This is a genomic window from Mesorhizobium sp. M7D.F.Ca.US.004.03.1.1 (genome assembly GCF_003998635.1).
Classification (GTDB): Bacteria; Pseudomonadota; Alphaproteobacteria; order Rhizobiales; family Rhizobiaceae; genus Mesorhizobium; species Mesorhizobium loti.
On the sequence record NZ_RZQG01000348.1, the window covers coordinates 1 to 5,796 of the forward strand.

Sequence of the window (5,796 nt, forward strand, 5' to 3'; positions counted from 1 at the left end):
TCATCAAGCGCATGGTGACGATGGCCAATGTTCCGGAAGCCGCCAGCAGGATCGTCGAAAACCGGTTGCGCAGCAGTGTGCTGACGGAAACCTCGACCAAGGACACGTCGGCCGGGCAGGCGCGCGTCGCCAGCGTTCTCAACGAACTGGACAAGCCGCTGCTCGAGGAGGTCATGCAGGACCTGGAAGCCGCCGGCACGCCCGATCTCGATGGTGTCCGGGCTCGCCTGTTTGCCTTCGACGACCTGCCGCTGCTCACCCAGAAGGCGCGGGTGCTGCTGTTCGACGGGCTGTCGACCGAATTGGTCACGCTGGCCCTGCGCGGCGCGCAGGCGGGACTTGCGGAATCAGTGCTGTCGGCGATCGGCGCGCGGTCGCGGCGCATGATCGAAGCCGAACTCGGACAGGGATCGGAAGGAGTTCCTCTCGCTGACATTACGGCGGCGCGCAAGACAATCGTGACGACGACGATCCGGTTGTCACGCGAAGGCGCTTTCGAGCTCCCCTCGACCCAGAACGCCGCTTAAGACCGCGCCATGGCTGACGCGGTCGACAAGGATTCGAAAACCGAAGAGGCGACGGAAAAGAAGATCCGCGACACCATCGAACAGGGCAAACTGCCCCATTCGCGGGAAACGGCGCTCCTTGCGTCCTTCGTCGCCATACTGGTGTTCACCGTCTTCTACGCCAAGGATGCCGTCATCGACCTCGGCATGTTCCTGTCTATGTTCCTGGAGAAGCCGGAAGCCTGGCCGATGGACACCGAGACCGATGTCATCGCGCTCTACAAGATCGTCCTCCTCGAGGTCGGCCGCGCCGTCTTGAGCCTGTTCGTGCTGCTGACCGTAGCCGGCGTCGGCGCCTCGGTGTTCCAGAACATGCCGCAATTCGTCGGCGAGCGGGTCCGGCCGCAATTTTCGCGCATCTCGATCGTCAAGGGCTGGAACAGGCTGTTCGGCATCCAGGGCTTCGTCGAGTTCGCGAAGTCCATCGGCAAGGTCGGCTTTGCCATCCTCGTGCTGATCTTCACGCTGTCGGAAGACCACCGCAAGCTGCTTGCCGGGATGATCACCAATCCGGTTGCCTTCGGTCTCGTCATCCGTGGCATCGCCGTCGACATCCTGGTGGCGATCGTCTTCGTCATGGGGCTGATCGCGGCAATCGACATCGTCTGGTCGCGCTTCCACTGGAAGCAGGACCTGCGCATGAGCAAGCAGGAGGTCAAGGATGAGTTCAAACAGTCCGAGGGCGACCCGATCGTCAAATCGCGGCTGCGCTCGCTGGCGCGCGACCGGGCGCGCAAGCGGATGATGACGGCGGTGCCGCGCGCGACGCTGATCATCGCCAACCCGACGCACTTCTCGATCGCGCTGAAATATGTGCGCGACGAGGACTCGGCACCGATGGTGCTGGCCAAGGGGCAAGATCTGGTGGCGCTGAAAATCCGCGAGATTGCCCGCGAACACAACATCCCGATCTTCGAGGACGTGGCGCTCGCCCGCTCCATGTACAAGCAAGTTTCGGTCGATAATGTGATCCCGTCACAATTCTACCAGGCCGTCGCCGAACTGGTGCGGATCGTCTACTCGAAAAAGGCTGAGCGGAGACAAATTTCATGAACCGCCAACCGCACGCAAAATCCCGCGAGATCATCGTCGCCAGCGCCATCGAGCAGGTGGTGGGGGAACTGAGGCTGATCGATGTCGCCGACTACATCGCCTTCATCCGGCTTGAGCATTTCGCGTGCCTGTCGGATCTGGTCGATTCAGCGGTGGAGCTGTTCTTCATGCCTGGCACGCTGCGGCTTGGCCATGGCGGCGAGGCGCATGTCGACTGGAGCGGCAGCCCGCGCATCGTGCTTGACCTGGAGCTGAGGCCGCCCGGCGTCACCGTCTATTTCCAGCTGACGCTGGGCGAGCTCGGTGCCTCGGTGGTGGTCAACTACGTGTCGTTCGAGAAGCCGGGCGAAGACCCCGAGCACAACACGGCGCTGCTCGAGGCTGTGATCGAAGAGGCGCGTATCCGAAAGGTCGAACCACTCGCTTATCGCTGACGTCGATCGCGAGCCGCCGCCGGCCGATCCTCGAATTATCCTATTCGATCAGGCCCAGCCGCAGCGCCTTGGCCACGGCCTGGTTGCGGTTGACGGCGTTCAGCTTCTGGGTCGACTGGGTCAGATACTGGTTGGCGGTGTGCACCGACAGCTTCAGGAGCCGCGCGATCTCTTCGCTAGTGTTGCCGTTGGCGGTCAGCTTCAGGCATTCGAGTTCACGCTTGGAAATGGCGCGCATGCGGCCGGCATCGCCCGGACGGATGCGGGCGACGGCGGCGAACAGCGAAAAGCAGCGGGCGTGGATCTCGTAGAGGGCGTCCTGCGGCAAGGCGATCTCGGAGCCAAGGAAAACGACGAGGCCGCATTGGCCGCGATCGGCATGGACCGGGAAGGCGATGCCGCTGGTGCCGGGCGCCAGCGCCGCCATCTGCTCGGTCCAGGCGAGATTGCCGAACATCTCCGCCATGGCGGCGACACCGTCATCGGTCCACCAGCGCGGTTCGGTCGAGATGCGGGTGTGGCGCACGATCTCCTCGCCATTGGCACCTGAAATGAACTTTGTCGCCACGGCGATCCCGGGATAGTCGGAATCGAAGCAAGGAACTAGCCGTGCCCGTTCGGGCGAGGGGCTGACAAAGAACAAGCCGAAGGCCGAGGCGTTGATGTCGACTGATATCCAGCGGCAGCGGCGCACGGCATCGGGAATGGTGACGGCGTGATGGGTTTCGGAGCCAAGCGTGAAGGCGCCGAACGGGTTGCGCTGCTCGTTGAAGAGGGCTTCGGCAGCCTCCTTGATATCGGCGTGTTTCAAATGATGCCGCTCCTGATCGCCGTGGCGATGGCCATCGCGCGGTTGCTGGCCGCGAATTTCTGGATGGCGTGGGTGATGTAGCTGTTGACGGTGTTGGAGGAGACGCCAAGGATAACGGCGACCTCGTCGGTGGTCTTGCCTTCGGAAACCCAGAACAGGCATTCACGCTCGCGATCCGACAGCGGATCCTGCATGGCGGCGGCGGCGATCAATTGCGGGATGTGCGAAAGCGCGTAGCAGCATTTCAGTTGCGCCCGCATCAGCGCCGGCTGGTCGATGCCGCCGACAGTCGCCGCCGAGAACAGGGCGAACAGGCGCTGGCGGCCGACATTGAGGCGCAGCGAATAGATTTCGGCATGGCCGAGCACGTCGAGAAGGCGCGCCTCTTCGCCGGTGATCAATCCGTCTGCTGCGGGTGCCTGAGATGCTACCAGCGGCTGCGGACGGATGCCGGGCGCGACGGTGAGCGCGCCTTGCGCAAGCCCGGCGATCAGCCGCTTGCCGATCAGCTCGATGGCATCGAAAATCCAGTTGGACGAGACGATGCGCGCATCGTTGCGGTCCTGGTCGTGGACGATGGCGACAAGCATGTAGCTGTCGGCGCCGATCTCGGCGGTCAGTTGCATGAAAAAGCTGGTCAGATCGCCGCGCGACGTCAGGCGCGAGCCCAATGTGTCGGATTGAAGTGGCGCGGCGGGACTGCTCATTCTTGTTGCTTTTGGCCGGAATCGTTTCTGCTGTCCGGCTGCTGGAAGCCAGCCGCCGAACCCGAATACGCATTACTTTGACGAAGACACACGCGTGGCGCAGGGCTGCGCCAACCAGATCCGAATCCATTCAGGGAACGCGAAGCCGTCCGCGTCTGGTGCCGGAAAAACTCCGGAACAAGAGACTTTGGGTGGTCGCCGCGCCCCCCAAGGACCGGCTGATTCGGGTCTAATCTACCCGCAGTTGAATCCGACATCAAACGCGATTTGACAAAATCGAATCTGGTGGACTCAGGTGCGACTCAGAGGTCTATTTTCGCGCCTTGGACAGAAGACAGAGACGCGAAAAGTCCTCACTGATTGCAAACCGGCCATATCGGCGGCTAGTCGATTCCGGTAGGTTCGGGAACGTTGAAGAGGCGGGCGCCCCTTGCAGCCATGCCTGCGGGCGGCAGGCCGTCGCAATCATCTCGCGGCGGCACGCAGTGGGGTGGCAATTTGGTTTCGGGGGAAACAATGAGCGATTCATTTCAGGAAGTTACATCCGTCTCGTGGTTCGGGCGCATCAAGCGGGCGGTCGGCGGGGTCATCTTCGGCCTGCTTCTGGTGGTGCTGATGGTGATCGGGCTGTTCTGGAACGAGGGCCGCGCGGTGCAGACGGCGCGCTCTTTGGCCGAAGGGGCCGGCGCCGTCGTCTCGGCCAATGCCGACAGCGTCGATGCCGCCAATGACGGTAAATTGGTGCATGTCAGCGGGCCGGTGACGGCGGACAGCGGTCTCGCCGATCCGGATTTCGGCATCGCGACGCAAGGGCTGCGGCTGTCGCGCAGCGCCGAGATGTATCAGTGGAAGGAAGAATCCAAATCCGAGACCACCAAGAAGCTTGGCGGCGGCGAGGAAACGGTGACCACCTACAGCTATTCGAAGGTGTGGGACGACAGCCAGATCGATTCGTCGGATTTCAAGAAGCCGGACGGCCACCAGAATCCGCCGATGGCGATCCACAGCCGGACCTTCCAGATTCCGCAAGGCAAGCTCGTCGCCTTCGATCTCGACACGCCGGTGCTTGATCGCATCGAGGGCGACAAGGCGTATTCGCTGTCGCCCGACCAGTCGGCCGCGATCAAGGCCGCCTATACCGGCACCAGGCCGCTCAGCATCGTCGACGGCAAGATCTATCTCGGCGCCGACACCACAACGCCGGCGCTGGGTGACTATCGCATCGGCTACGAACTGGCGCCGCTCGGTGTGATCAGCATCGTCGCGCGGCAGGCCGGCAGCCGGTTCGAGCCTTACCAGACCGAGGCGGGCGATGCGTTGCTGATGGTCGACACCGGCACTGTCCCGGCCGACAAGATGTTCGCCGAGGCAGTCAGTGCAAACACGCTGATCACCTGGCTGCTGCGCGCCGCCGGCCTGCTGTTGCTGACCATCGGCTTTGCCCTGTTCCTCAGCCCGATCGGCGTGATCCTAGACGTCATCCCGTTCCTCGGCAGCATGGCGCGGATGGGAACCGGCATCATCGCCTTCTTCCTGGCGATCTTGGTCGGCACGACGACGATCGCGATTGCCTGGTTCTGGTATCGGCCGGTTCTGGCGGTGGGCATCCTTGCGGCCGGCGTCATCGCGGCAGCGGCGGTCTACTATCTCGGCCGCTCGCGCAAACCGGCCGAGCCAACCGTCGCGCCCAGCGTTGGCGCCGCCACCTGATCGCGAGAATCCGGGCGGCGTTGCCGCCCGGTCCTGGTTGTCTCTGCTTATGCCTGTCGTTGTCCCAAAACCGCTCCGTGGCCGGCACTATCTGTCTTCGAAGCCCGTCAGCACGCCGACGGCATTGACGCCGATCTCTTCGACGGCATAGCCGCCTTCCATCACGAACAGCGTCGGCAGACCGAGTTTTGCGATGCGGCGGCCGATCTTCGGATAGTCCGGGCTCTTCAGCTTGAACTGGCTGATCGGGTCCTTCTCGAACGTGTCGACACCGAGCGAGACGATGACGACATCGGGCGCATAAGCGGCAAGCTTAGCGCAGGCATCCTCCAGCGAGGCGTTCCAGGCGTCCCAGTCGGTGCCGAAGGGCATGGGATAATTGATGTTGAAGCCTTCGCCTGCACCGGCGCCGCGTTCGTCGGCATGGCCGAGGAAGAACGGGTACTCGACCATCGGATCGCCATGCAGGTTGAGCACCTGCACGTCGGCACGGTCATAGAATATCTCCTGCGTGC

General features: G+C 63.1%; 6 protein-coding genes and 1 pseudogene. 4 read left to right on the forward strand and 3 right to left on the reverse strand.

The annotated features are described in order from the left end of the window. From EN935_RS19395 to EN935_RS19405, 3 genes are all read left to right on the forward strand, one after another. On the forward strand, positions 1-527 hold a 527-nt coding region (locus EN935_RS19395), incomplete at its 5' end, for a FliG C-terminal domain-containing protein (RefSeq protein ID WP_281040349.1). Between the two features lie 9 nt (positions 528-536). Further along, on the forward strand, positions 537-1,619 hold the full coding sequence (gene flhB, locus EN935_RS19400) for a flagellar biosynthesis protein FlhB (RefSeq protein WP_056582589.1): 1,083 nt from the start codon (positions 537-539) through the stop codon (positions 1,617-1,619). Beyond that, complete coding sequence (locus EN935_RS19405) at positions 1,616-2,053, forward strand: hypothetical protein (protein ID WP_127264474.1); 438 nt, start codon at positions 1,616-1,618, stop codon at positions 2,051-2,053. The genes flhB and EN935_RS19405 overlap by 4 nt, the downstream gene beginning before the upstream one ends. 40 nt (positions 2,054-2,093) lie before the next feature. Here EN935_RS19405 and EN935_RS19410 read toward each other — a convergent pair whose 3' ends face one another. Next, complete coding sequence (locus EN935_RS19410; RefSeq protein ID WP_109659422.1) at positions 2,094-2,864, reverse strand: helix-turn-helix transcriptional regulator; 771 nt, start codon at positions 2,862-2,864, stop codon at positions 2,094-2,096. After that, positions 2,861-3,571 (reverse strand): helix-turn-helix transcriptional regulator, encoded by a 711-nt coding sequence (locus EN935_RS19415; RefSeq protein WP_109659424.1) that lies wholly within the window; start codon positions 3,569-3,571, stop codon positions 2,861-2,863. Before EN935_RS19415 ends, EN935_RS19410 begins: the two co-directional genes overlap by 4 nt. A 516-nt stretch (positions 3,572-4,087) precedes the next feature. On the opposite strand from EN935_RS19415, the gene EN935_RS19420 reads away from it, so the two are divergent. After that, positions 4,088-5,281, forward strand: coding sequence for a TMEM43 family protein (locus EN935_RS19420; RefSeq protein ID WP_127264475.1), 1,194 nt, complete (start codon positions 4,088-4,090; stop codon positions 5,279-5,281). An 87-nt stretch (positions 5,282-5,368) separates the two neighbouring features. Here EN935_RS19420 and EN935_RS19425 read toward each other — a convergent pair. Then, positions 5,369-5,796, reverse strand: a pseudogene (locus EN935_RS19425) (histone deacetylase family protein); the annotation flags it as partial.